We start from the raw sequence: 25003 nt of genomic DNA on the forward strand, positions 1-25003 counted from the left end.
CTCGTGGACATGGCAGCACTCATCGCCGTCATCGGCGTTGCGTTCTTCTTCACCTACACCAACGGCTTCCATGACTCGGCGAACGCGATCGCCACGTCGGTCTCCACCCGGGCGCTGACGCCCAGGGCCGCGCTGGCGATGGCCGCGGTGATGAACCTGGCCGGCGCCTTCCTCGGCAGCGGCGTGGCGCACACCGTCTCCAAGGGCATCATCGAGACCCCCAAGGGCAACCAGGGGATGGCGATCCTGTTCGCCGCTCTGGTCGGTGCGATCGCCTGGAACCTGATCACCTGGTACTTCGGTCTGCCGTCCTCCTCCTCGCACGCCCTGTTCGGCGGCCTGGTGGGCGCGGCGCTGGCCGGCGGCACCGAGGTGCTCTGGGACGGCGTCATCGACAAGATCATCATCCCGATGATCCTCTCTCCGGTGGTCGGCCTGATCGGCGGCTACCTGGTGATGCTCGCGATCCTGTGGATCTTCCGCCGGACCAACCCGCACCGCGCCAAGCGCAACTTCCGGGTCGCCCAGACCGCCTCGGCCGCCGCCATGGCCCTCGCGCACGGTCTGCAGGACGCCCAGAAGACCATGGGCATCGTGGTGATGGCCCTGGTCATCTCCGGCCAGCAGGCCACCTACGACATCCCCGTCTGGGTGAAGATCTCCTGCGCGACGATGCTCTCGCTGGGCACCTACGCGGGCGGCTGGCGGATCATGCGGACGCTCGGCCGCAAGATCATCGAGCTGGACCCGCCGCAGGGCTTCGCGGCCGAGGCCACCGCCTCGACGGTCATGTACATCACCTCGTTCGTCTACAAGGCGCCCATCTCCACCACGCACGTGATCACCTCGGCGATCATGGGTGTGGGGGCCACCAAGCGGATCCGCGCGGTGCGCTGGGGCGTCGCGAAGAACATCGTGCTCGGCTGGTTCATCACGATGCCGGCGGCCGCCATCGTCGCAGCGCTGATGTACTGGTTTGTCCACCTGTTCTGGGGCTGAGGCTCCCGGTACGCCGCCTTGAGCCGCAGGCGAGCGGGCGAACAGCGCAGCAGGGCCCGCCCCCACATCTCGGGGGCGGGCCCTTTCGTGCTCCACGGCGGCACCGCCATGCAGCACCGTGGAGCAGCCTGTGATCCCGTCACCCGCCTCGCGGCTGGTGACCGCGCCGGCCTAGCCGAAGCGGCCGGAGATGTAGTCCTCGGTCGCCTGCACCGACGGGTTGGAGAAGATCCGCTGGGTGTCGTCCAGCTCGATCAGCTTGCCCGGCTGGCCGACACCGGCCAGGTTGAAGAAGGCGGTGCGGTCGCTGACGCGGGCCGCCTGCTGCATGTTGTGGGTGACGATGACGATGGTGAACTGGGACTTCAGCTCGCCGATCAGGTCCTCGATGGCGAGGGTGGAGATCGGGTCGAGCGCCGAGCAGGGCTCGTCCATCAGCAGGACCTGCGGCTCGACCGCGATGGCGCGGGCGATGCACAGGCGTTGCTGCTGACCGCCGGAGAGGCCGGCCCCCGGCTTGTTCAGCCGGTTGTGGACCTCCTTCCAGAGGTTGGCGCCCTTGAGCGAGCGCTCCACGACCTCGTCCAGGACGGCCTTCTTGCGCACGCCCGCGAGCTTGAGGCCGGCGACCACGTTGTCGTAGATCGACATGGTCGGGAACGGGTTCGGGCGCTGGAAGACCATGCCGACCGAGCGGCGTACGGCGACCGGGTCGACGTTGGAGGCGTACAGGTTCTCGTCGTCCAGGAGCACCTTGCCCTCGACGCGGGCGCCGGGGATCACCTCGTGCATCCGGTTGAGGGTGCGCAGGAAGGTGGACTTGCCGCAGCCGGAGGGGCCGATGAAGGCGGTCACCGAGCGGGGTTCGATGCTCATCGAGATGTCCTCGATAGCCTTGGTGGAGCCGTAGTAGGCCGACAGTCCGCTGACGTCGATGCGCTTGGCCATGATCGTTGCTTCTCTCGTCTGTCTCGTACGTCAGTCGGTCGCTCAGTGTCCGGCCTTGGGCGAGCGCCAGCGTGCGATGCCCCGGGCGATGAGGTTGAGCCCCATCACGAAGGCGATCAGCACCAGCGCGGCGCCCCAGGCGCGGGCGTAGCCGAAGTCGTTGTTGACCACCGAGTACTGCTGCCAGATGTACATCGGCAGGGACTGCTGCGGTCCGTCGAACGGGTTGCCGTTGATGTAGTCGGCGCCGAACACCAGCATCATCACCGGGGCGGTCTCGCCCGTGATGCGGGCGACCGCGAGCATCACGCCGGTGGTGATGCCGCCCATCGCGGTGGGGAGGACGATCCGCAGGATGGTCTTCCACTTCGGCACGCCGAGCGCGTACGAGGCCTCGCGCAGCTCGTTCGGGACGAGCTTGAGCATCTCCTCGGTGGAGCGGACGACGACCGGCATCATCAGGATCGCCAGCGCGAGGCTGCCGGAGAAGCCGGAGTAGTTGAAGCCGAGCGCGAGGTTCCAGAGCGAGAGGATGAACAGACCGGCGACGATCGACGGTACACCCGTCATGACGTCGACGAAGAAGGTGACGACCTTGGCGAGCCGGCCGCGGCCGTACTCGACCAGGTAGACGGCGGTCAGCAGACCCACCGGGGCGGCCATCAGGGTGGCCAGGGCGACCTGCTGCAGGGTGCCGATCAGCGCGTGGTAGATGCCGCCGCCGGGGCCGGAGGCGAGCACGCCCTTCATCGAGTGGCTCAGGAAGTACCCGTCCACCACGCCGATGCCCTGCTGGATCGTGTAGACGGTCAGCGCGACCAGCGGCACGACGGCGAGGATGAAGGCGACCCAGACCACCGAGGTGGCGAGCCGGTCCTTGGCCTGGCGGCGGCCCTCGACCTTGGCCGAGAGTCCGTAGCCGATCGCCACGAACAGGACGACCGAGATCAGGCCCCACTGCAGACGGCTGTCGAGGCCGCCGACGGCGCCGATGCCACAGCCGAGGGCGATCGAGCCGGCGGCGACGGCCGCCGGGGCCCACTTGGGCAGCCGGTTCGCGGTCAGCGGGCGGCCCTGCGGGCGCGCCTGCGCCGGAACGGTAGTGGTCGTGCTCATGCGCCGGCCCCCGAGTACTCCTTGCGGCGGGCGACGATCAGCCGCGCGGCACCGTTCACCAGCAGGGTGATCACGAACAGGACGAGGCCGGAGGCCATCAGGGCGTTGCGGCCGTTGTCCCCGGCCTCGGCGAACTTCAGCGCGATGTTCTGCGCGAAGGTGCCACCGCCCGGGTCGAGGATGTGCAGCGAGAGGACGCTGTTCGAGGACAGCACGACCGCGACGGCGATCGTCTCGCCGAGCGCGCGGCCGAGGCCGAGCATCGAGGCCGAGATGATGCCGGGGCGGCCGAACGGCAGCACCGCGGTGCGGATCATCTCCCAGCGGGTCGCGCCGAGCGCGAGCGCCGCCTCCTCGTGCATCCGCGGCACCTGGCGGAACACCTCGCGGGAGACCGCGGTGATGATCGGCAGGATCATGATCGCCAGCAGGATGCCGACGGTGAACAGGTTGCGCGGGGTGGTGCCGGTCTTGGTCTGGTCGAAGATGTACGTCCAGCCCAGGTACTCGTTGAGCCAGCTGGTCAGCCCGTTCATGTGCGGCACCAGGAACAGCGCGCCCCAGAGGCCGTAGACGATGCTGGGGACGGCCGCGAGCAGGTCCACCAGGTAGGCGAACGGCTGGGCGATCTTCCGGGGTGCGTAGTGCGAGATGAACAGGGCGATCCCGATGGCCACCGGGACGGCGATCGCCATCGCGATGATCGCGCTGACGATGGTGCCGAAGGCGAGGACGGCGATGCCGAAGACCGGCTTCGGGGCGTCCGGCGCCCACTCGAAGGTGGTGAGGAAGTTGCCGTTGTTGTTGGTGAGCGCGAGGCCCGAGCGCCAGGCCAGGAAGCCTGCGATGGCGGCCATCACGACCAGCAGCAGGATGCCCGAACCCCGGGCGAGGTTCATGAATATCGCGTCGCCGAACCGGCTGTCGCGCTCTCGGCTTACCCTGCCCCGCGGGGCGGCAGGGGGAGATGAGGTCATTGGTGTACTCCGGTCTGGTGGCGCCTGCCCCGGAGGGGGCGGCACCATGGCGGCGGTGCCCCGGACGTGTTGCTGGGTCAGTGCTTTCCGGTGGGACGGCCCCGGCCCCCCTCGCTCACGGGGCCGTCCCACCGGAGGTCGTGCTGGGTCAGGCCAGGGTCGGGATGACGGTGTTGACCTTGTCGGTCAGCTCCTTGGGGAGCGGGACGTAGCCCTTCTCGCCGATCGCCTTCTGGCCGCCGTCGCTGGCGGTGTAGGTCAGGAATGCCTTCAGGGTGTCGAGGGTGTCGGCCTTGTTGCCCTTGTCGCAGACGATCTCGTAGGTGACCAGGACCAGCGGGTAGGCGCCCTCGTCCTTGGTCGCGTAGTCGAGCGACAGCGCCAGGTCGCTGCCGGTGCCGGCGATCTTCGCCTTGGCGAAGGTGTTGGCGGCGTTCTCGGCGGTGGCGGCGACCGGCTTGGAGGCGCCGGTGTTGATCGCGGCGCTCTTCAGGTTGTTGGTCTGGGCGAAGGACAGCTCGACGTAGCTGATCGAGTTCTTGACCTGCTTCACCTGGGCCGCGACACCGGCGCTGCCGTTGGCCGACTGGCCGCCCTTGCCGGCCCAGGTCTTGCTGGCCGGGTAGGACCAGGCGCCACCGGAGGCCTTGGAGAAGTACTTGGTCAGGTTGTCGGTGGTACCGGAGTCGTCCGAGCGGTGGAACGACTGGATGTCGGCGTCCGGCAGCTTGGCGCCCGGGTTCAGGGCGGCGATCGCCGGGTCGTTCCACTTGGTGATCTGGGAGTCGAAGATCTTGGCGGCGGTCGGGCCGTCCAGGACCAGGTTGTCGACACCGTCGACGTTGTAGACGAGCGAGATCAGGCCGCCGACCATCGGCAGGTCGATGCCCTGCCCGCCGGTGCAGACCGCCTTGGTGGCCTCGACCTCGGCCGGCTTCAGGGCCGAGTCGGAGCCGGCGAACTGGACCTTGCCCTGGGTGAACTGCTGGATACCGGCGCCGGAGCCGACACCGCCGTAGTTGACGGTGGCGCCGGAGCAGGCCGCGCCGAAGGCGGTCTTCCAGACGTCGATGGCGTTGCCCTGTGCGGTGGAGCCCGCGGCGATCAGCGGGGCGGGCTTGCTGCCACAGTTGATCGAGGGCGCGGCGGCGGAACCGCTGGAGCCACCGGAGGCGCTGGTGGTGTTGTTGTCCGAGCCGCAGGCGGCGAGCGACAGCGAGCTGACGAGCGCCATGGCACCGATGGCGAGGGCCTTGGAGCGGCCGTTCCGCTGGAGCTTCACTGGGTGTCCCTTTCTGTGGCATTGCCCGGCGCGAGCCGTGCCGACACGGCTGAGCGCGGGTTCTGCTGTGGTCCGGGGCCCGATCGGCCCTCCGGTAGTCCCGAAGTTAGGTCGGGTAGGTGACACGACAGCCGGTCGGAAGTGAACGGGGAGTGAACCTCGAACGGATGGCAGGAAACTACGTCAGGTAGTCACAGTTGCGTCACGGCGAGGGCTCGGCGAGATCACTTCCACCGTTCCTCCGCCGCCACCGGGCCATTCGTCCGCACCGGCTTCGCTCCCAGGATCACCAGCAGGGCGTCGACCAGCAACCGGTCACGCTCGTGGGTCAGCCGGACGCGTGCCTTTCCGGCCGGCAGCCACTCCAGCCGGTCCACCTCCCGGTTCGGCCGGAACGCCCCCGCGGTCGGCACCGCCGCCCAGTACCGGACCTCCTTCGGCCGGCCCTGCACCGCGTAGTGCTGCGCCGGCAGCTCCGGACCGAGCACGCAGAAGAAGCCGGTCTCCTCGCGCACCTCGCGCAGCGCCGCCTGGGCCATGCCCTCGCCCGGGTCGAGCTTGCCCTTCGGCAGGCTCCAGTCGTCGTACTTGGGCCGGTGGATCAGCGCGATCCGGGGCCGCCCCAGCCGTCCGGTCTTCTTGGGCCGGCCGGGCAGCCACAGCACCGCTCCCGCGGCGAGGATCACCGGGGCGTGCGCCGCCCCGCGCGTGGTCCGATTCTCTGCCTGCCCGGTACTCAGGCGCTCGCGCAATTCATGCCGTCCGTGGTGCGGGGGTTTGCCCCCAGCCCTCGGCAGGGGGGATCTCCAGCCAACCGTCCGGGCCTGGCGGGAGTTCGGGCCACCGGCGGCCGAAGGCGTACCGTGCCGCCTCCACCTCCAGTCGCTGATCAGCATGCACCACGCCCAGCACGTAGGCCGTGGCGGGGGTGATCCGCGGCGTGCGCGCCGCAGTGGCCGCAGTGACCGCCGCGTCCGCCGCCTCCTGGTGCCAGCCCAGCACCGCGTCCAGCTCGTCCAGCTCACCGGCGGGGCGGCCACACACCTCCAGCGCGTAGCGGGCGCGCTTCACCAGGATCCGCAACCGCGCCCACGGAGCGTCGTCGGCGGCCAGCGCCGCGTCGGCATCCACCGCGCCGGGCGCGCCGGCCCCCTCTCCCCCGGCCTGACGGGCAGGAGGTGCACCCAGCCCGCGTGCGGGCAAGGAGGAAGGGGCGGCGCCCAGGCGGCGCAGGCCGTCCCCGCCGTACGGCTTTGCGGCGCGCTGGAGCGGCAGCTTGGCGGCGCTCGCGGAAAGAGCGGTGAACGCGGCGGACGCCTGTGGCAGCAGCACCGCCCCGGCCCGGCCGCCCGCCGACTCCAGCAGCGGGGCCTCGCCGACCAGCAGTGTCATCCGGTCCGCCAGCGCGTGCAGCCGGGCCGACCGCAGCTCCTGGAGCACGGTCGAGTGTGCCCTGGTCCGAGCCAGGGTCAGCTGCCGGTCCAGCAGCGCCCGCGCCTTCGGTGCCCCGGCGTGCCCGGCCAGCATGCCCGTCCCGTCCGGGTCGGTGCCGCTCAGCGAGTCCAGCGCGCCCAGCAGCCGCGCCGAGCGGCGGACGTACCCGGGCTCCAGCGCCAGCAGGTTGAGCAGCCAGCGCAGTTCGGTGCGCGACTCCTGCGCCCAGGCCTGGTCGAAGACGGTGCCGAAGGTGTGCAGCAGCCCGCCGATCCGCCGGACCGCCCGCAGCAGGTCGGCGGTGCCGGCGGCCGGGACGACGGCCGTCCCCGGTCTTGCGCCGACCTCGCCCACCGCCAGCGGCAGGGCGCGCAGGAACGCGCCGGCCTGGGCGGTGAGATGGCTGGAGAGGATTTCCCCGGCGGTCATGGTGGAGGCCGCCTGGGCCGTCATCGGCGCATCGGTCATGGCGTGGTAGATCCCCGTTCCCCCGGGCCGTCCCCCGGGGCTGGTGGCCGACCGCAGGAGCGTCCGCCCACCCAGCCTCGGGGGCCGACCGCTCCGGCGGCTCGCATCAGTGGTCACGTCAGCGCGAGGTGGCGGCCCGGCGTCGCTGGCGCGAGTCGATGAGCAGGTCCTGGACGTGCCGCAGCGAGCGGCCCTCGGCGTCCTGCGAGTGGCGGGTCCACGCGCCGTCCTGCTCCAGGTGCCAGGACTCGCTCTCGTCCGACACCCCGAGGTCGATCAGACCGGACAGCTCGGCGCGGTGTGCCGGATCGGTGATCCGCATCAGCGCCTCGATCCGGCGGTCCAGGTTCCGGTGCATCATGTCGGCGCTGCCGATCCAGACCTCCGGGTCGCCGCTGTTGCCGAACACGAAGATCCGGGAGTGCTCCAGGAAGCGGCCCAGGATGCTGCGCACCCTGATGTTCTCGCTCAGCCCCGGCACGCCCGGGCGGATCGCGCAGATCCCGCGGACCCACACGTCGACCGGCACGCCGGCCTGCGAGGCGCGGTAGAGCGCGTCGATCACGGCCTCGTCGACGATCGAGTTGACCTTGAGCTTCACGTACGCCGGGCGGCCCGCCCGGTGGTTGGCGATCTCGTTGTGGATCCGCGAGATCAGGCCGTCGCGCAGGCCGCGCGGGGCGGTCAGCAGGCGGCGGTAGGACTCGCGGCGCGAGTAGCCGGACAGCCGGTTGAACAGGTCCGACAGGTCGGCGCCGACCTGCGGGTCCGAGGTCAGCAGCCCCAGGTCCTCGTAGAGCCGGGCGGTCTTCGGGTGGTAGTTGCCGGTGCCGACGTGCGAGTACCGCCGCAGGGTGTCGCCCTCCTGGCGGACCACCAGCGACAGCTTGCAGTGCGTCTTCAGCCCGACCAGGCCGTAGACCACGTGGCAGCCGGCCTCCTCCAGCTTGCGGGCCCACTTGATGTTGGCCTGCTCGTCGAAGCGCGCCTTGATCTCGACCAGGACGAGCACCTGCTTGCCCGACTCCGCCGCGTCGATCAGCGCGTCCACGATCGGCGAGTCACCCGAGGTGCGGTACAGCGTCTGCTTGATCGCCAGCACGTCCGGGTCGGCCGCGGCCTGCTCCAGGAAGGCCTGCACGGAGGTGGAGAAGCTGTCGTACGGGTGGTGCAGCAGGACGTCCCGCTCGCGCATCGCGGCGAAGATGTCCGGCTGGGAGGCCGACTCGACGTCGGTCAGCCCGCGGGCCGTACCGGCCACGAACTTCGGGTACTTGAGCTCCGGGCGGTCCAGTTCCGCGATCCCGAACAGGCCGGTCAGGTCGAGCGGCCCGGGCAGCGGAAAGACCTCGGCCTCGGTGATGTTCAGCTCCCGCACCAGCAGGTCCAGGATGTAGGGGTCGATCGACTCCTCGACCTCCAGCCGGACCGGCGGGCCGAAGCGCCGCCGCATCAGCTCCTTCTCCAGGGCCTTGAGGATGTTCTCGGTGTCGTCCTCCTCGACCTCGAGGTCCTCGTTGCGGGTGACCCGGAAGGCGTGGTGCGCCAGCACCTCCATCCCGGGGAAGAGCTCCTCCAGGTGCGCGCCCATCACGTCCTCCAGGGGGACGTAGCGCTGCGGCGACGCCTCCAGGAAGCGGGCGAGCGACTGCGGCACCTTCACGCGGGCGAAGTGCTTGTGCCCGGACACCGGGTTGCGCACCACCACGGCCAGGTTGAGCGAGAGCCCCGATATGTACGGGAAGGGGTGCGCCGGGTCGACCGCCAGCGGGGTCAGGACGGGGAAGATCTTCTGCCGGAACAGGGTGTGCAGCCGGGCCTGCTCCTTCTCCGCCAGCTCCGGCCAGCGGACCACCTCGATGCCGTCGGCGGCGAGGTCCGGCAGCACCTCCTGTTGGAAGGCTGCGGCGTGCCGGGCCATCAGCTCGCGCGAACGGGTCCAGATCAGGTCCAGCACCTCGCGCGGCTGGAGACCGGACGCGCTGCGCTGGGCGACGCCGGTCGCGATCCGGCGCTTGAGGCCGGCGACCCGGACCATGAAGAACTCGTCCAGGTTGCTCGCGAAGATGGCGAGGAACTTGGCCCGCTCCAGCAGCGGGATCCCCGGGTCCTCGGACAGCTCGAGAACGCGCTCGTTGAAGGCGAGCCAGCTGCGCTCGCGGTCCAGGAACCGGCCCTGCGGAAGCTCCTCGAAGTCCTGACCGTCCACCGCCGGGGGCTCGGGTGGTATGCCGAGCGCACTCGACATCCGCGCCGGCGGGGACAGCGGGGCAGAGACGGGGCGAGGGATGCTCATGGGCTCCAGCTCCTCCAGCAGCAGGACGGCGTCCGAACGCGAATGGCTCTGCGGGCCGTCGTCCTCACCCAACGCCAGCGCCCACCCACCCGGCGCGGTCCGTACAGGACCGGCCGGTGCGTATCGGCCGACGCTGCACGAGCGAGACACTACGGACTTCATCCTGTGATCTTCGCGGCAGCAATTGAATCCACGGTAAACACCGCATGGCCAGGAGGAAAGCTGAGTCGGTCGGGGCCGGAGCGGTGCCGTTCCGCCCTTGCCCCGACTGATCGCTGCGGCTGGGCCGCCTGGTCCGCCCGGTTACTAGTCCGCCCGGTATCGGACGCGGTACATGAGGTCCACCTCGTGAACGGTGAATCCCAGTCGTTCATATACCCGTACAGCGGCCGGATTGTCGGCGTCGACATAGAGAAGTACGGTCTCCAGCCCGCGCTCGCCCGCGCCTGAGCCGGTCAGGTGACGCAGGCCGGCCGCGGTCAGCGCCCGGCCGAGGCCGCTCCCCTGCTCGGCCGGGTCCACTCCGACGACGTACACCTCGCCGAGCGCCGGCTCGGTGACGGTGGCCGGGTGCACCTTGGTCCAGTGGAAGCCGACCACCTTGCCGCCGCGCGTGGCCAGGAAGAAGCCGGCCGGGTCGAACCAGGGCTCGGCCAGCCGGTCGGCCAGGTCCTGCTCGGTCCAGGCGCCCTGCTCGGGGTGGTGGGCGAAGGCGAGGGCGTTCAGCCGCAGCCACTCGGCGTCGTCCTCGCCCGGACGGAAGGTCCGCAGCTCGACGCCCTCGGGGAGGGGGACGGGCTCGGTCTGCTGCCCGGTGCGGCGCATCTGCCGGAGCTCGCGGACCAGCTCGGCCCCGTACCGCTCGGCCAGGTGCCGCGCGGCCGGGTGCCCCCCGTGCACCCAGAAGTCGACGGCGTCGCGGCCGGCCCGATGCGCCTCCGCGAGCACCGCGTCCACCAGGGGACGGGCCAGGCCGCGGCCGCGGGCGGCTGGGTCGACGACGAGCTCGGCGGCGGGGTTTGCGGCGGGCTCCGGGCCTGCGTTCTGCGGGACGTTCTGTGGGACCTCGAGCTGGCCGTAGCCGACGACGGCGGTGCCGTCCTGCTCGATGAAGTGGCTGACACCCGGGCGGGGCGCATCCGAGGACCGCAGCCGGAGCCGCCCCTGCTCGGACACGGCAGCCCGGCCGTCCACCGCCTGGGCGTCCGCCAGAACGCGCAGGGCGCCGTCGCGCTGCTCGGGCCGGAGCACGCTGTTCGCAATGACCGCTGACGTATCGTCCATGCACTGACGATACGTCACCGGAAATGCAAAGAACCCCCGATCCAGTGGATCAGGGGTTCTTTGGAATGATTGTTCGGCGGCGTCCTACTCTCCCACAGGGTCCCCCCTGCAGTACCATCGGCGCTGTAAGGCTTAGCTTCCGGGTTCGGAATGTAACCGGGCGTTTCCCTCACGCTATGACCACCGAAACACTATGAAACTATTCGACCCGCCGACAGGGCAGTCGTTGTTTCAGAACAACACAGTGGACGCGAGCAACTGAGGACAAGCCCTCGGCCTATTAGTACCGGTCAACTCCACCCCTCACAGGGCTTCCATATCCGGCCCTATCAACCCAGTCGTCTACTGGGAGCCTTACCCTCTCAAGGAGGTGGGAGTGCTCATCTCGAAGCAGGCTTCCCGCTTAGATGCTTTCAGCGGTTATCCCTCCCGAACGTAGCCAACCAGCCATGCCCTTGGCAGAACAACTGGCACACCAGAGGTTCGTCCGTCCCGGTCCTCTCGTACTAGGGACAGCCCTTCTCAACACTCCTACGCGCACAGCGGATAGGGACCGAACTGTCTCACGACGTTCTAAACCCAGCTCGCGTACCGCTTTAATGGGCGAACAGCCCAACCCTTGGGACCTACTCCAGCCCCAGGATGCGACGAGCCGACATCGAGGTGCCAAACCATCCCGTCGATATGGACTCTTGGGGAAGATCAGCCTGTTATCCCCGGGGTACCTTTTATCCGTTGAGCGACGGCGCTTCCACAAGCCACCGCCGGATCACTAGTCCCTACTTTCGTACCTGCTCGACCCGTCAGTCTCACAGTCAAGCTCCCTTGTGCACTTACACTCAACACCTGATTGCCAACCAGGCTGAGGGAACCTTTGGGCGCCTCCGTTACCCTTTAGGAGGCAACCGCCCCAGTTAAACTACCCACCAGACACTGTCCCTGATCCGGATCACGGACCCAGGTTAGACATCCAGCACGACCAGAGTGGTATTTCAACGACGACTCCACAACAACTGGCGTTGCCGCTTCACAGTCTCCCACCTATCCTACACAAGCCGAACCGAACACCAATATCAAGCTATAGTAAAGGTCCCGGGGTCTTTCCGTCCTGCTGCGCGAAACGAGCATCTTTACTCGTAATGCAATTTCACCGGGCCTATGGTTGAGACAGTCGAGAAGTCGTTACGCCATTCGTGCAGGTCGGAACTTACCCGACAAGGAATTTCGCTACCTTAGGATGGTTATAGTTACCACCGCCGTTTACTGGCGCTTAAGTTCTCAGCTTCGCCCCACCGAAATGGAGCTAACCGGTCCCCTTAACGTTCCAGCACCGGGCAGGCGTCAGTCCGTATACATCGCCTTACGGCTTCGCACGGACCTGTGTTTTTAGTAAACAGTCGCTTCTCGCTGGTCTCTGCGGCCACCCCCAGCTCAAGCAGCAAGTGCTATCACCAGGAATGGCCCCCCTTCTCCCGAAGTTACGGGGGCATTTTGCCGAGTTCCTTAACCATAGTTCACCCGAACGCCTCGGTATTCTCTACCTGACCACCTGAGTCGGTTTGGGGTACGGGCCGCCATGAAACTCGCTAGAGGCTTTTCTCGACAGCATAGGATCATCCACTTCACCACAATCGGCTCGGCATCAGGTCTCAGACTACGTGTTGCGCGGATTTGCCTACGCAACGCCCTACACCCTTACCCCGGGACAACCACCGCCCGGGCTGGACTACCTTCCTGCGTCACCCCATCGCTCACCTACTACAGACTTGGATCAGCGGCTCCACCACTCCCCTTCACCCGAAGGATCCAGGACGGCTTCACGGCCTTAGCATCACCTGGTTCAGCGTTGGCGCTTCAAAGCGGGTACGGGAATATCAACCCGTTGTCCATCGACTACGCCTGTCGGCCTCGCCTTAGGTCCCGACTTACCCTGGGCAGATCAGCTTGACCCAGGAACCCTTGGTCAATCGGCGCAAGAGTTTCCCACTCTTGTATCGCTACTCATGCCTGCATTCTCACTCGTATACCGTCCACGACTGGTTTCCACCGCCGCTTCACCCGGCACACGACGCTCCCCTACCCATCACAGCAGGCGTTGGCCCTCATGCTGCAATGACACGACTTCGGTGATGTGCTTGAGCCCCGCTACATTGTCGGCGCGGAATCACTTGACCAGTGAGCTATTACGCACTCTTTCAAGGGTGGCTGCTTCTAAGCCAACCTCCTGGTTGTCTCTGCGACTCCACATCCTTTCCCACTTAGCACACGCTTAGGGACCTTAGTCGGTGTTCTGGGCTGTTTCCCTCTCGACCATGGAGCTTATCCCCCACAGTCTCACTGCCACGCTCTCACTTACCGGCATTCGGAGTTTGGCTAAGGTCAGTAACCCGGTAAGGCCCATCGCCTATCCAGTGCTCTACCTCCGGCAAGAAACACGTGACGCTGCACCTAAATGCATTTCGGGGAGAACCAGCTATCACGGAGTTTGATTGGCCTTTCACCCCTAACCACAGGTCATCCCCCAGGTTTTCAACCCTGGTGGGTTCGGTCCTCCACACGGTCTTACCCGCGCTTCAACCTGCCCATGGCTAGATCACTCCGCTTCGGGTCTTGGGCATGCAACTCAAACGCCCTATTCGGACTCGCTTTCGCTACGGCTACCCCACACGGGTTAACCTCGCTACACACCGCAAACTCGCAGGCTCATTCTTCAAAAGGCACGCAGTCACGGCCATGATCCGAAGACCACGACGACGCTCCCACGGCTTGTAGGCACACGGTTTCAGGTACTATTTCACTCCGCTCCCGCGGTACTTTTCACCATTCCCTCACGGTACTATCCGCTATCGGTCACTAGGGAATATTTAGGCTTAGCGGGTGGTCCCGCCAGATTCACACGGGATTTCTCGGGCCCCGTGCTACTTGGGAGATGAGCAAGCAAGCCGTACAGATTTCGTCTACGGGGGTCTTACCCTCTACGCCGGACCTTTCGCATGTCCTTCGACTACCCATACGGTTTCTGACTCGCCCAGCCGCCGGCAGACGACTGAAGCTCATTCCCACAACCCCGCATTGGCAACCCCTGCCGGGTCTCACACCAAAACGGTTTAGCCTCATCCAGTTTCGCTCGCCACTACTCCCGGAATCACGGTTGTTTTCTCTTCCTGCGGGTACTGAGATGTTTCACTTCCCCGCGTTCCCTCCACACTGCCTATGTGTTCAGCAGCGGGTGACAGCCCATGACGACTGCCGGGTTTCCCCATTCGGACACCCCCGGATCAAAGCTCGGTTGACAGCTCCCCGGGGCCTATCGCGGCCTCCCACGTCCTTCATCGGTTCCTAGTGCCAAGGCATCCACCGTGCGCCCTTAAAAACTTGGCCACAGATGCTCGCGTCCACTGTGCAGTTCTCAAACAACGACCAGTCACCCACCCTCAACAACCCAACCGGGCTGCCTCAAGTGAGGCCGGCAACCATGAAGAAACAACCTTACGGCCGTTCCCTCAGGACCCAACAACGTGCCCGACACAGCCGATCCCGGACCGCGTTCCACGCCCGAAGGCAGTACTAACGTCCAATCTCTCACTGTGCCGAATAGTCAACGTTCCACCCATGAGCAACCGTGCAGGACACTCGCCTGCAACCGGCATAAATGCTCCTTAGAAAGGAGGTGATCCAGCCGCACCTTCCGGTACGGCTACCTTGTTACGACTTCGTCCCAATCGCTGGTCCCACCTTCGACGGCTCCTCCCCTTACGGGTTAGGCCACCGGCTTCGGGTGTTACCGACTTTCGTGACGTGACGGGCGGTGTGTACAAGGCCCGGGAACGTATTCACCGCAGCATGCTGATCTGCGATTACTAGCAACTCCAACTTCATGGGGTCGAGTTGCAGACCCCAATCCGAACTGAGGCCGGCTTTTTGGGATTCGCTCCGCCTCACGGCATCGCAGCCCTTTGTACCGACCATTGTAGCACGTGTGCAGCCCAAGACATAAGGGGCATGATGATTTGACGTCGTCCCCACCTTCCTCCGAGTTGACCCCGGCAGTCTCCTGTGAGTCCCCATCACCCCGAAAGGCATGCTGGCAACACAGAACAAGGGTTGCGCTCGTTGCGGGACTTAACCCAACATCTCACGACACGAGCTGACGACAACCATGCACCACCTGTATACCGACCACAAGGGGGACCGTGTCTCCACGGTTTTCCGGCATATGTCAAGCCTTGGTAAGGTTCTTCGCGTTGCGTCGAATTAAGCCACATGCTCCGCTGCTTGTGCGGGCCCCCGTCAATTCCTTTGAGTTTTAGCCTTGCGGCCGTACTCCCCAGGCGGGGAACTTAATGCGTTAGCTGCGGCACCGACGACGTGGAATGTCGCCAACACCTAGTTCCCAACGTTTACGGCGTGGACTACCAGGGTATCTAATCCTGTTCGCTCCCCACGCTTTCGCTCCTCAGCGTCAGTAATGGCCCAGAGATCCGCCTTCGCCACCGGTGTTCCTCCTGATATCTGCGCATTTCACCGCTACACCAGGAATTCCGATCTCCCCTACCACACTCTAGCCTGCCCGTATCGAATGCAGACCCGGGGTTAAGCCCCGGGCTTTCACATCCGACGCGACAGGCCGCCTACGAGCTCTTTACGCCCAATAATTCCGGACAACGCTCGCACCCTACGTATTACCGCGGCTGCTGGCACGTAGTTAGCCGGTGCTTCTTCTGCAGGTACCGTCACTTGCGCTTCTTCCCTGCTGAAAGAGGTTTACAACCCGAAGGCCGTCATCCCTCACGCGGCGTCGCTGCATCAGGCTTTCGCCCATTGTGCAATATTCCCCACTGCTGCCTCCCGTAGGAGTCTGGGCCGTGTCTCAGTCCCAGTGTGGCCGGTCGCCCTCTCAGGCCGGCTACCCGTCGTCGCCTTGGTAGGCCATTACCCCACCAACAAGCTGATAGGCCGCGGGCTCATCCTGCACCGCCGGAGCTTTCCACCAACCCCCATGCGGAGGAAGGTCATATCCGGTATTAGACCCCGTTTCCAGGGCTTGTCCCAGAGTGCAGGGCAGATTGCCCACGTGTTACTCACCCGTTCGCCACTGATCCACCCCGAAGGGCTTCACCGTTCGACTTGCATGTGTTAAGCACGCCGCCAGCGTTCGTCCTGAGCCAGGATCAAACTCTCCGTGAATGTTTACCCACAGCGCTCAATTAAAAGCGCCGGGTCGACACCCGCGTTGAGCGGCACGGCAACCACCGGAATAGGGCGGCCCCGCGCACTGCGTCCTCGCTAGTGTTTATTTCAAAAGGAATCTCCAACCCCGATCAAACGACCGAGGCCGGGGATGTCAACATATCTGGCGTTGACTTTTGGCACGCTGTTGAGTTCTCAAGGAACGGACACTTCCTTCAGGCCGCCTTCCAGCGGGCCCTCCGGGCGCTTCGTTCTTTCGTGTTTCCAGCTTATCAGATGTTTTCCGCTCCGTTTTTCCGGGGCTTCGTCATCCAACTCGCCGGTGCCTTCCAGGACTTGACGCCCCGTCCGACGTTTCAAACTCTAGCCGATCCCCGCTCCGAAAAGCGAATCCAGCCACAATCCCCATAAATACGCACGCCGAATACGCACCGAGCCGCAACAAGACGCGACCCAGCCCGAACTGGGAAGTGGTGTTTCGAAGGATTGGCTACCTCGGGACCGTCCGCGCAGACGCGTGTCCGGTGCTCCCTGCCAGGCAGCTCGAAGAACACTAGACCTCGCGGGAGGCCGAGTCAAGCGCGGGCTCCGGGCGCTCGGCGGTCTCCTCGACGGGTTCCTCGGCCGGCAGCTGGAAGGCGAGGACGGCTACGTCGTCGTCGTGCTCGGACGTGACGCCCATCGCCCTGAGCAGACGGGCGCAGATGACCTCCGGTGCCCCGATCGCGCCGGTCAGGGTGCGGGCGAGGAGATCGAGGCCCTGGTCGATGTCCTCGTCGCGGCGCTCGACCAGGCCGTCCGTATAGAGGACGCCGGTCGTCCCGGGCAGCAGGCGCAGGGTGTGCGAGACGTGCAGGCCGCCGCCGGTGCCGAGGGGCGGGCCGTTCTGTTCCTCGCTGCGAAGGATGGTGCCGTCGGGGCAGCGCAGGAGCATGGGGAGGTGGCCGGCGGAGGCGTAGGAGAGGGTGCGGCGCTGCGGGTCCCAGACGGCGTAGGTGCAGGTGGCGATCTGGTTGGCGTCGATCTCCATGGCGAGGCCGTCGAGCAGGCGCATCACCTCGTGCGGGGGCAGGTCGAGGCGGGCGTAGGCGCGGACGGCGGTGCGCAGCTGGCCCATGACGGCGGCGGCGCGCAGGCCGCGGCCCATCACGTCGCCGATGACGAGGGCGGTGCGTCCTCCGTCGATGGCGATGACGTCGTACCAGTCGCCGCCCACCGCCGCCTCGGCTCCGCCGGGCTGGTACGTGGCGGCGACCCGCAGGTCGGCGGGCTGGTCGAGCTTCTGCGGGAGCAGGCTGCGCTGGAGGGTGACGGCCGCTTCGCGCTGGCGGCGTTCGGCTTCGCGGAGCCGGGCGGCGGCGAGCACCTGGTCGGTGACCTCTGCGGCGAAGATGAGGACGCCGGCGGGTGGGCCGTCGACGGGGGTGTCGCCGGTGTCTCCGGTGCCGAGGGGGACGCAGGAGACGTTGTAGTAGCGGTTGCCGGTGAGGCCGAGGATGCAGCGGGCCTTGACGCTGCGCGGCCGGCCGCCGCGGATGACCTGGTCCATCAGCGGCAGGACGCCGAGGGTGCCGAGTTCGGGCAGGGCCTCGCAGGCGGGCAGGCCGGTCGGGCGGTCACCGAAGAGTTCGCGGTAGGCGCGGTTGGCGTGAGCGAGCTGGTGCAGGGGGCCGTAGGTGACGGCGACGGGGGCGGGGATGCGGTTGAGGACCTCGCGCAGGTGCTGGGGTTTGTGCGGGTCGAGGAGTTCGGCGGCGGTGGCCAGGTTGGTCGGGTCGCGCGGGCCGGGGACCACGACGTCGCCGGAGGGCGCGCCTTCCTCCGTGCCGGCCGCGGTCTGCGGGGCGGCACGCCAGGGGACTCCGGTGAGCCGGGCGCTCCAGCGCATGAGGTTCAAACGACGGCCGCTTCCTCGTTTTCCAGTCATATCATCACTTTTGGTGTGCATCTCAACACACGGGGTAATGACTCGGTTGGAGCTGATCCTGTCAGGCGGAGGCCCGATTCCGGAAGTCGCGCGCGCCCGGCGTGGTCGTCCGGCCGGTCACGCCGGAGTGTCCGGGCCGCCGCCCTGCCCACGGTCCGGCCGCCGTCCGAACCCCGCCTCGAACTCCGAACGCGGGTGCTCCAGCGTCCCCAACGAGACCACCTCGCGGGAGAACAGCCCGCCCAGCGCCCAGTCCATCAGCACCCGCACCCGCCGGTCCGTGCTCGGCAGGCGGCGCAGGTGCCGGGCGCGGTGCAGCCACCAGGCCCGCCGCCCGGTGAGCCGCCCGCCCCGCCGGGTGTGGGCGACGGCGCGGTGCAGGCCGAGCGAGGTCGAACAGGCGGCCGGACCAGGCCGGTACTCGGCGAGGCCGGCCGCGTGCGGTCCGCCGTCCAGCGCGACCGTGATGTTCCGGGCGAGCAGCTCGGCCTGGGCGAACGCGTGCTGGGCATTGGGCGCGCAGGACTCGCCGCTCGCGCCCGGATCGGGCACGGCCGCACAGTCGCCGGCCGCCCAGGCGCCGGGCAGCGCGCGTCCGTCCGGGCCGACGGCCTGCAGGGTGGGCAGGCAGCGGACCCGGCCGAGGGCGTCCAGCGGCAGGTCGGTGGCGCGCAGCAGTGGGGACGGGCGCACCCCGGCCGTCCAGACCAGGGTGCGGGCGGCGAAACGGCTGCCGTCGGACAGTGCGACGAGCTGGCCGGCCGCCGACTCCAGGGTGGTACGCAGCCGGATGTCGACGCCGCGTTCACGCAGCTGTCCTAAGGCGTGCGCGGCGAGTTCGGGTGACTCCTCGGCGAGGATCCGGTCGGTGGCCTCGACCAACACCCAGCGCAGGTCCTCCGGCCCGACGTTGTGGTGGTCGCGCACCGCGCACCGGGCCATGTCCTCCAGCTCGGCGAGTGCGCCCACGCCCGCGAAACCGGCGCCGACGAAGACGAAGGTGAGCGCGGACTGGCGCAGGGCCGGGTCGCGGGTCGCGGAGGCGAGGTCGAGCTGTTCGAGGACGTGGTTGCGCAGGCCCACCGCCTCGCCGACCGTCGAGAAGCCGAGGCCGTACTCGGCGAGGCCGGGGACGGGGGCCGTCCGGGAGACCGAGCCGGGCGCCACCACCAGGACGTCGTACGGGAGTTCCATAGGGGTGGAGGGTTCGCCGGGAGCCGCGGCGTCGGCCCAGGCCCGACGGCAGGCGTGTTCGATCCGGGTGATCCGGGCGGTGAGCACCCGGCAGCCCGGCAGGGCGCGGCGGAGCGGCACGACCACGTGGCGGGGGTCGATCGAGCCGGCCGCGACCTCGCCGAGCAGCGGGTGGTAGGTGAGGTAGGCCTGGGGTTCGACGACGGTGATCTCCACCTCGCCGCGGCGCAGCGGTTCGCGCAGGCCGCGCTGGAGGTGCAGCGCGGTGGCCATCCCGGCGCAGCCGCCTCCGGCGATCAGGATCCTGATGGTGCACCTCCTGACGATGTGACGTTTCGTCCCGGCCGTCGGGCCGGGAGCGTCCCCCGCCCGGGGGTCTCCCCCCGTCACGCCCCCCTATGAAGGACCTCCGGGGGCCGTCTTGTCCACAGTCCGTACGGCGTCGGATGGGGCGGGAGTGAGCGGTGTGGCCAGTTGTGCTGCCCGGGTGACTTTCTGACGCACTTTCGGCTTCGGAGAGCCGTGAACTATGGTCGGATTGTGTCCCGGAGCGGCCACCGCCATGACAATCGGCGGCGACGCACGGTGGAGCGGCCACTACGGCCAGTTCCAGCGTTGGCGCGAGAACCCGACTGCGGGGCAGTCATCCGGGGAAGGGTAGTTCCCGGACAGGCCCCGGGCGGTGCCGACGCGCCGAGCCGGACGCGCGGCCCGGCCCGGTGGCACGACCGTGGTCACCGGAACGGGACGGGCGGCACGAGCGATGGGTCATCGGTTCATTTCTGACGGACTGAGCTGCACCGGGGGGTGCAGGGGCGGGCGACGACAGGGTCCGGGTTCGGACGCCTGCGGGGGAGAGTTGAGATGATGGAGCAGGAACAGGTGTTGGGACGGGCGAGTACCTCACACGCCGGCCAGGGCACGGTGCCGGAACAGCGCAGCCCGGTGGACCTGCCACCGCCCGGGATGCCGTACGGCGGCGTCCCGTACCGGGCGGAGCCGCCGCAGGCCGCCGCGCCGGGAGCCCGGCTGCGGGTGGACGCCCGGCGGAACCTGGAGAGCGTGCTGCGGGCGGCCCGGGAGGTGTTCGGCGAGTTCGGCTACGGCGCGCCGATGGAGGAGGTCGCCCGGCGGGCCGGGGTCGGCGTCGGCACGGTGTACCGGCGCTTCCCGAGCAAGGAGGTGCTGGTCCAGCGGATCGCCGCCGAGGAGGTGGCCTGGCTGACGGCGCAGGCGCGCGAGTCGCTGTACGGCGGCGGCGGTGCCTGGGAGGCGCTGGCCGGGTACCTGGCCCGGGCGGTCAGCACCGGTGCCGGGCGGCTGCTGCCGCCGGAGGCGTTCCGGTACGCGGAGGAGCTGGGCCGGGTGCCCGAGCAGCGGGTGCCGGAGCAGGCCGTCGCGCCGCGCTACGACCTGCGCGGCGACGAGGCGCGCCCAGCCGGTGACGTGTCGGCGGCGGACGCGGATCCGCGGCTGCTGCTCCAGTTACTGGCCGCTCTCGTGGCCCGGGCGGGCGCGGCGGGCGAACTGCGGCCGGGCGTCACGGTCGCGGACGTGGTGCTGGTGCTGACCGCGTCGGTGCCGGTGCACGCTGCACGGATGGTGCCGGCGGCGACCGGGGTGCAGGGCATGACCGTTGGTACGCCCGGTATGCCTCAGTCGGAGGGTCACCCGGTGTCCGGGCCGTCGGACCGGCTGTTGCAGATCCTGTTGGACGGTCTGCGGGCGCGCTGACGCCCGTCGGCTTCTCCGGACGTCGCGTCTCGGAGTCGCGCGGGCACGGCAGTTGGACGAGTGGCTGGAAGCTGGACGAGGAACCGGCGCGTGGGCACGGTCCGCGCGCCGGGTGCGGGCGTCGCGCAACCAGCCGTCGCGCGCGGCGCGTACACATTCGCGACGGCCCTCGGAAGAGTGGGTACCGGCCGCTTCGGCTACCGCCCCATCTCTGCGCTATGCCATCCTTTGCCCGTGGTTGGAGCCAATGTCCCGATGCGCGCTCTTCGAGCGCCGTCGGCGCGGTACGACGGGGAGCCGTGCGCCTCCGCACTCCCGCGTGCCCTGCCACATTGCGGGGGCGGCCGTCGTGGAGTCTGGGGTCCGTTGTGAGCGCCGAGGAACAGAACGACTACGGCCACGGCCTCGGCTTCGGCCGGGCTGACGGCCGATCCGCGGGCCGGTCCGACGGCGCGTCCGACAGCGGGTCCGACGGCGTGCCCGGCGGCTCTTGCGGCGGCCAGTCCGAAGGACCCGTCGGCGCGACCGGCCAAGTGCCCGGCGCCGTACCGGGATCGGCCGCGGGCCCGTCCGCCGGCCAGGTCCCCGACCAGGCCGGGATGCCCGGCCGCGAGTCGCTGTCCGCCTCCGCCGGCCTCCCGCCGGGCCGCGTGCCCGGTCAGGCCCCGGCCGGCCACGGCCGCGTCGCCCCCGAGGCCTTCGTCGGCGACGGCCGCCCCGCCCGGCCCACCGTGCCCGCCCCCGCCGACCCGGTCGACGGCGAGCGCCCGCCCTCCGACGCCGAGTTGACCGCGCGGGTGCGGGCCGGCGACGACACCGCGTACGAGGAGATCTACCGCCGGCACGCCGACTCCGTCCGCCGCTACGCCCGCACCTGCTGCCGGGACAGCTTCACCGCCGAGGACCTCGCCGGCGAGGTCTTCGCCCGGACGCTGCAGGCGCTGAAGGCGGGCAAGGGGCCCGACTTCGCCGTCCGCGCCTACCTGCTGACCGCCGTGCGCAACGTCGCCGCGGCCTGGACCCGCAGCGAGCGGCGCGAGCAACTCATCGACGACTTCGGCGTGTTCGCCCAGACCTCGGCCGCCGTCGTCGACCTCGACCTGGCCGACCCGGGCGCCGACGCCTGGGCGATGGCGATGGCCGACCAGCGCATGGTCATGCAGGCGTACGCCGAACTGCCCGAGGACGACCGGGTGGTGCTCTGGCACACCGAGGTCGAGCGAGAATCCCCCAGGACCGTCGCGGTGATGCTCGGCAAGACCGCCAACGCCACCGCCGTCCAGGCCCACCGGGCCCGCGACCGGCTCGCCACCGCGTTCCTCCAGGCCCACGTCTCCGGCAGCCAGGAGAGCGCGTGCGAGGCGTACGCCGCCCGGCTCGGCGCGTACGCGCGCGGCTCGCTGCGCAAGCGGGCCTCGGCGGAGGTCGGTCGGCACCTCAAGGAGTGCGACCGCTGCACGGCCGCCTGCCTGGAACTGATCGAGATCAACACCGGTCTGCGCGCCCTGCTGCCCGGCGGTGTGCTCGTCTGGGTCGGGGTCGGCGGATTCGGCGCCACCGCGGCCGTGCTCGGCGGTGCGGCCGCGGTCGGCGGTGCGGCGGCCGGGGCGGCGGGTTCGTCCGGGACGACGGCTTCGGCCGGGTCGGCGGCGGGTGCCAGTTCCGGCAGTGCTGGTGGCGCGGGTGCGGCTGGTGGCGGGAGCGGGTTCGGTGCCGGTGCCGTGGTCGGCCAGGGCCTCGGCGCCGCCGCGAAGGCCGGAATCGCCGCGGCCGCCGTCGCCGTGGCCGCGGCCGCCGTCGCGGCCTACGCGCTCACCGGCTCGTCCGAGGCCAACCCCCCGACAGCGGCACCACCCGCCTCCAACCCCGCCACCACCACCGCCCCGGTCGCCTCCACCGCGGAGGCACCCGCGTCCGCGGCGCCCGTCCCGGTACCCGCGCCCGCGCCCAGTAGCGCCGACCCCACGCCGGAATCCGAGTCCACGCCCGGCCCGGCCACGAAGCCGTCTTCCGAGCCGACACCGACGCCGACCCCGACACCCAAGGCCGCGCACCCCCCCGCGCCCCCCGCACCCATCGGCGCCCAGGCTCCCAAGGCCACGCCCGCGCCCGCGCCGCCGGCCCCCACCGTGCCACCCGTGACGACGTCCGAGGTGTCGCCGGTGCCCACGCCCGCGGTGCCCGTCGTCCCCAAGCCAACCCCGACTCCGGCGCCGACCTCGACCGTCACTCCGCCGTCCCCGCCCGCCGCCACCGACTTCTGGGCCGACTCGCTGCCCGTCACCAAGCCCGGCCACAACCGGGTGCCGCCGAGCGGCCCGAGCATCCGGCAGACGGGCAGCGACTGGTTCTGGCAGCGCAGCGGCGCCTGGATCGGCGGCGAGTACCACCCGCACGCCCTCACCGTGCACGCCCCCGCCACCACCCGGATCGACCTCAACCGCGCCTGCACGTCCTTCGACGCCGTCGTCGGCGTCGACGACATGACGATCTCCTCCGGCGGCGTGATCTTCTCGGTGCAGGGCGGCGACGGCAGCACCCTGTGGCGCTCCCCCACGCTCGGCGCGGGCGACGAGGCGGTGCCGGTGCACGTGCCCCTCGCCGGGCAGACGTCGATCCGGCTGGTCGTCACCCCGGCGTACGGGGTCTGGTCCGTGCTCAACGTCGCCGACTGGGCCGAGGCCCGCTTCAGGTGCTCCTGAAACGCGCTCTTCGAAGCTCTCGGGGCTCTCGGCGCTGTGGGGGCTTCTCGGCGTTGTCGGCGCCGTCGGCGCGTCAGATCGCGCAGGATCCGTCCGCGCAGGTCTCGCCGGCCGGGGCGACCGGCACCGGCGCCGGACGGCGCTCGCCGATCTCGGCGGCGACCTGCTCCAGCACCCCGCGGAAGGTCTCGGCCTCCTGGCCGCCCTGCACCGCCCACCGGCCCTCGAACACGAAGGTCGGCACGGCGGTGATGCCCAGTTCCCGGGCCTGCGCCAGTTGCGCGCGCACCTCGGCGGCCCCCTCGTCGCCCGCCAGGTAGGCGGCCACCCGCTCGCGGTCCAGGCCGACGGCCGCCGCGACGTCGGTCAGCGCGGCGCGGTCGCCGACGTCCACGCCGTCGGTGAAGTGCGCCTTGAGCAGCGCCTCCTTCAGCCGGCCCTGGACGGCCGCGCCGTACTCCGTCTCCGCGAGGTGCAGCAGGCGGTGACCGAGGAAGGTGTTGGCGTGCAGCGCGGCGTCGAAGTCGTACGTGATGCCCTCGGCGAGGCCCAGCTCCGCCACCCGCGCGTCCATCGCCACGGACTGCGGGCCGTAGCGCTCGGCCAGCCACGCACGGTGCGGGCTCGCCGTCGCCGGTGCGTCCGGGACCAGCTGGTACGGCCGGTAGACCACCTCGACGTCCTCCTTGCCCGCGAAGCCGTCCAGCGCCTGCTCGAAGCGGCGCTTGCCGATGTAGCACCAGGGGCAGGCGATGTCGGAGTAGATCTCGACCTTCATGACGGGGGCTCCAGGGGTGGGGACGGATGGACCGAGATAGGTGAACGATGAACCATCTCAGCACATTCCCGGCACTCCGGGCCTCCCGTGGGCCTCAGCCCTGTACCCGTGGAGGACCTCAGCCCTGTGGAGGTGCCGGGACCACCAGGACCGGGCAGGCCGCGTGGTGGACCGCGGCCGTGCTCACCGAACCCAGCAGCAGCCGGCTGAAACCGCCGTTGCCGCGGGTGCCGACCACCAGGGTGTGCTGGCGCGTCGACGCCTCCAGCAGCACCTCGACCACGTTGCCGAGCACCACGTGCAGTGACAGCTTCCCCGTGTACGGGCGCGCCCGCTGCTCCTGTACGGCGGCGACCGAGCGGCGCAGCCCGTCCGCCATGCTCTCCACCAGCGTCTCCACGCTCTCCTGCACCAGCTCCGCCATCCCCGGCGGATAGCCGCCCGGCGCCGGGTTGACCACGGCCAGCACGTACAGCGGCAGGCCGAACAGCTCCGCCTCCGTCATCGCGCGGTCCAGCGCCCAGAGCGACCCGTCCGACCCGTCGCACGCCGCCAGCACCCCCGGCGGACGGCCCGTCGGGGGGCGCCCGAGCACCGACAGCACCACCGGAACCGGCTCCCCCAGACTGACGCCGACCACCCGGCCTCCTCACGAACGGACCGAACCGAACGCG

The 25003-nt window shown here is 69.2% G+C and carries 14 protein-coding genes, 3 rRNA genes and 1 pseudogene; 3 read left to right on the forward strand and 15 right to left on the reverse strand.

Translation table 11 applies throughout. From position 1 onward, the window contains the following. The first annotated feature begins 3 nt into the window (after positions 1-3). Positions 4-999 (forward strand): inorganic phosphate transporter, encoded by a 996-nt coding sequence (locus F7Q99_RS11560; RefSeq protein WP_326846551.1) that lies wholly within the window; start codon positions 4-6, stop codon positions 997-999. A gap of 171 nt (positions 1000-1170) precedes the next feature. Here the strand turns inward: F7Q99_RS11560 and pstB are convergent, their stop codons facing one another. The 13 genes and pseudogenes from pstB to F7Q99_RS11625 all read right to left on the reverse strand — a co-directional run bounded on the left by pstB (position 1171) and on the right by F7Q99_RS11625 (position 19505). After that, positions 1171-1947: a phosphate ABC transporter ATP-binding protein PstB gene (pstB, locus tag F7Q99_RS11565; protein ID WP_153461157.1), complete on the reverse strand. Its 777-nt coding sequence runs from the start codon at positions 1945-1947 to the stop codon at positions 1171-1173. 42 nt (positions 1948-1989) lie between these two features. Beyond that, entirely contained in the window at positions 1990-3063 is a 1074-nt protein-coding gene (gene pstA, locus F7Q99_RS11570; protein ID WP_153461158.1) for a phosphate ABC transporter permease PstA, read from the reverse strand. Continuing rightward, a complete protein-coding gene (gene pstC / locus F7Q99_RS11575; RefSeq protein WP_407697770.1) occupies positions 3060-4088 on the reverse strand; it encodes a phosphate ABC transporter permease subunit PstC in 1029 nt (342 codons plus the stop codon). The genes pstA and pstC overlap by 4 nt, the downstream gene beginning before the upstream one ends. 100 nt (positions 4089-4188) lie before the next feature. Beyond that, positions 4189-5322, reverse strand: a complete 1134-nt coding sequence (gene pstS, locus F7Q99_RS11580; RefSeq protein WP_326846552.1) for a phosphate ABC transporter substrate-binding protein PstS — start codon at positions 5320-5322, stop codon at positions 4189-4191. A 224-nt stretch (positions 5323-5546) separates the two neighbouring features. Beyond that, positions 5547-6008, reverse strand: a complete 462-nt coding sequence (locus F7Q99_RS11585) for an NUDIX hydrolase (protein ID WP_326846553.1) — start codon at positions 6006-6008, stop codon at positions 5547-5549. A gap of 67 nt (positions 6009-6075) precedes the next feature. Beyond that, the gene (locus F7Q99_RS11590; protein WP_153461160.1) at positions 6076-7224 is read right to left on the reverse strand and encodes a CHAD domain-containing protein; all 1149 of its coding nucleotides are present in this window, start codon (positions 7222-7224) and stop codon (positions 6076-6078) included. A gap of 118 nt (positions 7225-7342) precedes the next feature. After that, positions 7343-9520, reverse strand: a complete 2178-nt coding sequence (locus F7Q99_RS11595) for an RNA degradosome polyphosphate kinase (RefSeq protein ID WP_153461161.1) — start codon at positions 9518-9520, stop codon at positions 7343-7345. Positions 9521-9826: 306 nt separating this feature from the next. After that, positions 9827-10804, reverse strand: a complete 978-nt coding sequence (gene mshD, locus F7Q99_RS11600; protein WP_153461162.1) for a mycothiol synthase — start codon at positions 10802-10804, stop codon at positions 9827-9829. Positions 10805-10875: 71 nt separating this feature from the next. Then, positions 10876-10992, reverse strand: a 5S ribosomal RNA gene (rrf, locus tag F7Q99_RS11605). A 72-nt stretch (positions 10993-11064) separates the two neighbouring features. Next, positions 11065-14185, reverse strand: a 23S ribosomal RNA gene (locus tag F7Q99_RS11610). A 282-nt stretch (positions 14186-14467) separates the two neighbouring features. Next, positions 14468-15991 (reverse strand): 16S ribosomal RNA (locus F7Q99_RS11615). The 16S, 23S and 5S rRNA genes sit together here, the layout of an rRNA operon. A gap of 625 nt (positions 15992-16616) precedes the next feature. Next, positions 16617-17891 (reverse strand): annotated as a pseudogene (locus F7Q99_RS11620) (PP2C family protein-serine/threonine phosphatase); the annotation flags it as partial. A gap of 147 nt (positions 17892-18038) precedes the next feature. Then, positions 18039-19505, reverse strand: a complete 1467-nt coding sequence (locus F7Q99_RS11625) for an NAD(P)/FAD-dependent oxidoreductase (protein WP_407697771.1) — start codon at positions 19503-19505, stop codon at positions 18039-18041. Positions 19506-19979: 474 nt separating this feature from the next. On the opposite strand from F7Q99_RS11625, the gene F7Q99_RS11630 reads away from it, so the two are divergent. Continuing rightward, the gene (locus tag F7Q99_RS11630; RefSeq protein WP_230210191.1) at positions 19980-20849 is read left to right on the forward strand and encodes a TetR/AcrR family transcriptional regulator; all 870 of its coding nucleotides are present in this window, start codon (positions 19980-19982) and stop codon (positions 20847-20849) included. Between the two features lie 368 nt (positions 20850-21217). Then, positions 21218-23551 carry a sigma-70 family RNA polymerase sigma factor gene (locus F7Q99_RS42515; RefSeq protein WP_326846554.1) on the forward strand — a complete coding sequence of 778 codons (2334 nt, stop codon included), beginning with the start codon at positions 21218-21220 and terminating at the stop codon, positions 23549-23551. 73 nt (positions 23552-23624) lie between these two features. On the opposite strand, the gene F7Q99_RS11640 is transcribed toward F7Q99_RS42515, so the two are convergent. Both F7Q99_RS11640 and F7Q99_RS11645 read right to left on the reverse strand, forming a co-directional pair. Further along, positions 23625-24329 (reverse strand): DsbA family oxidoreductase, encoded by a 705-nt coding sequence (locus F7Q99_RS11640; RefSeq protein WP_153461166.1) that lies wholly within the window; start codon positions 24327-24329, stop codon positions 23625-23627. 118 nt (positions 24330-24447) lie between these two features. Next, complete coding sequence (locus F7Q99_RS11645) at positions 24448-24969, reverse strand: universal stress protein (protein WP_153461167.1); 522 nt, start codon at positions 24967-24969, stop codon at positions 24448-24450. Positions 24970-25003: the final 34 nt, after the last annotated feature.

This window comes from Streptomyces kaniharaensis (assembly GCF_009569385.1).
Taxonomy (GTDB): domain Bacteria; phylum Actinomycetota; class Actinomycetes; order Streptomycetales; family Streptomycetaceae; genus Kitasatospora; species Kitasatospora kaniharaensis.

Bases quoted from the DNA above. Each gene is read 5' to 3' on its own strand.
- pstB (WP_153461157.1), bottom strand. From the start codon at position 1,947: ATGGCCAAGCGCATCGACGTCAGCGGACTGTCGGCCTACTACGGCTCC.
- pstA (WP_153461158.1), bottom strand. From the start codon at position 3,063: ATGAGCACGACCACTACCGTTCCGGCGCAGGCGCGCCCGCAGGGCCGC.
- pstC (WP_407697770.1), bottom strand. From the start codon at position 4,088: ATGGTGCCGCCCCCTCCGGGGCAGGCGCCACCAGACCGGAGTACACCA.
- F7Q99_RS11590 (WP_153461160.1), bottom strand. From the start codon at position 7,224: ATGACCGATGCGCCGATGACGGCCCAGGCGGCCTCCACCATGACCGCC.
- F7Q99_RS11595 (WP_153461161.1), bottom strand. From the start codon at position 9,520: ATGAGCATCCCTCGCCCCGTCTCTGCCCCGCTGTCCCCGCCGGCGCGG.
- mshD (WP_153461162.1), bottom strand. From the start codon at position 10,804: ATGGACGATACGTCAGCGGTCATTGCGAACAGCGTGCTCCGGCCCGAG.
- F7Q99_RS11630 (WP_230210191.1), top strand. From the start codon at position 19,980: ATGATGGAGCAGGAACAGGTGTTGGGACGGGCGAGTACCTCACACGCC.
- F7Q99_RS11640 (WP_153461166.1), bottom strand. From the start codon at position 24,329: ATGAAGGTCGAGATCTACTCCGACATCGCCTGCCCCTGGTGCTACATC.